The following is a 1,211-nucleotide window of genomic DNA, read 5'->3' on the forward strand; positions in this document are numbered from 1 at the left end:
GCTGATAACACGGCGCAATAAGAATGTTGCCACTGTTGCCCTGGCAAATAAGAACGCTCGCATCATCTGGGCATTGCTCACCAAAAAAGCGACATCTCACTCCGATCATACTACTGCAGCGACTACCGCAACTCACTGATCGTGACGATTGAATAGAAGCGTATTGGTAATGTTGCAATAAAAACGAGTTTAAGGAGAAAGACTACCACCGATTACACAAGCAATCATGACATGATGGCGAGACTGCATTGAATGAAAGCTTGGCAAAAAGTGGGCGTCCATGTATGCGATCAGTGAAGTGGTTCCCTATAACTGCGCTCTTCTTCGTGATGAAGGAGATCAAGAACGCCGTTTCCAGCCGGACGAATGAGATGATGCATGATTGGCTTTTTGAGCGTTTGCTTGAAACCACCAAGGTTTCGGTGACTTGCTTTAGAAAATTACTCTGTTGAGAAAGGATTCAGAAACTGTCTGCCCCATAGCAGTTTCTTGTCTACTTCGCTGAGTTCAGCTTCTTCACACACGCCATCCCAATGCCGTTTGATTGCAGAAATTATCTTTCCAAAGATGGCGCGTGCTTGCACTTCGGAAAGCAGAAAGTTATGAGCGGTCTCAAGGCAGGATTTTAACTGGCTAAGATTATTATTGCCGGATATGAGCATAGCCTGTGAGGCTTCATTACCAGTGCGGCCTTGCGGACAGATATCATAAGCCGGTGTAAGGGTCAGTTCTTTGCCATTCCAGAATGCGGCATGATTTCGCGCATGATCATCAGTGTTACCACAAAGAATGTTAAAGACGAGCCGTGAAAACACTTCCTCAAGTGTCGCTTTCGGATCAGTAAAACGATGACGGATAATTTCCGCAAAGGTTTCATAGCTTGCGTAACGCGCCATCATGTCATCAAGACCAAGCATCGTCAGCGCAGAGACCATGGCTTTGCGTGACCAGTCTTGCGTTTTTTGTTCTCTGTCAAAACGTTCGATGAGCAGCACATCTTTATTGGCGGCCTTGATGAGCTTTAGAAGCTGTCTGGCAAAACATTAGACGCATTTTGCAAGTGTTATTTTCATCATGGCGATTCGAATCATATTTTCGGCAGTGCCTGGCAGGATTTCGAAGTCCTTTGATAAACGGCGAAAGTTACCCAGCCAGGAGAACGTGCGTTCGACTACCCACCGCTTCGGTAAAACAGCCCATTTACCTTCGAT

At 46.1% G+C, this 1,211-nt stretch carries 2 protein-coding genes and 1 pseudogene; 1 reads left to right on the forward strand and 2 read right to left on the reverse strand.

Going from position 1 to position 1,211, the window contains the following annotated elements; genetic code table 11:
• A pseudogene (locus BLP80_RS15455) lies at positions 1-139 on the forward strand (IS110 family transposase); the annotation flags it as partial.
• A 301-nt stretch (positions 140-440) separates the two neighbouring features.
• Here the strand turns inward: BLP80_RS15455 and BLP80_RS14935 are convergent.
• Together BLP80_RS14935 and BLP80_RS14940 are read right to left on the reverse strand one after the other, a co-directional pair.
• Positions 441-1,016 (reverse strand): type II toxin-antitoxin system HipA family toxin, encoded by a 576-nt coding sequence (locus BLP80_RS14935; RefSeq protein ID WP_218120480.1) that lies wholly within the window; start codon positions 1,014-1,016, stop codon positions 441-443.
• Positions 1,017-1,043: 27 nt separating this feature from the next.
• The coding region (locus BLP80_RS14940; RefSeq protein WP_143002210.1) for a transposase at positions 1,044-1,211 on the reverse strand (168 nt) is incomplete at its 5' end.

Source organism: Nitrosomonas sp. Nm132 (assembly GCF_900100485.1).
Classification (GTDB): Bacteria; Pseudomonadota; Gammaproteobacteria; order Burkholderiales; family Nitrosomonadaceae; genus Nitrosomonas.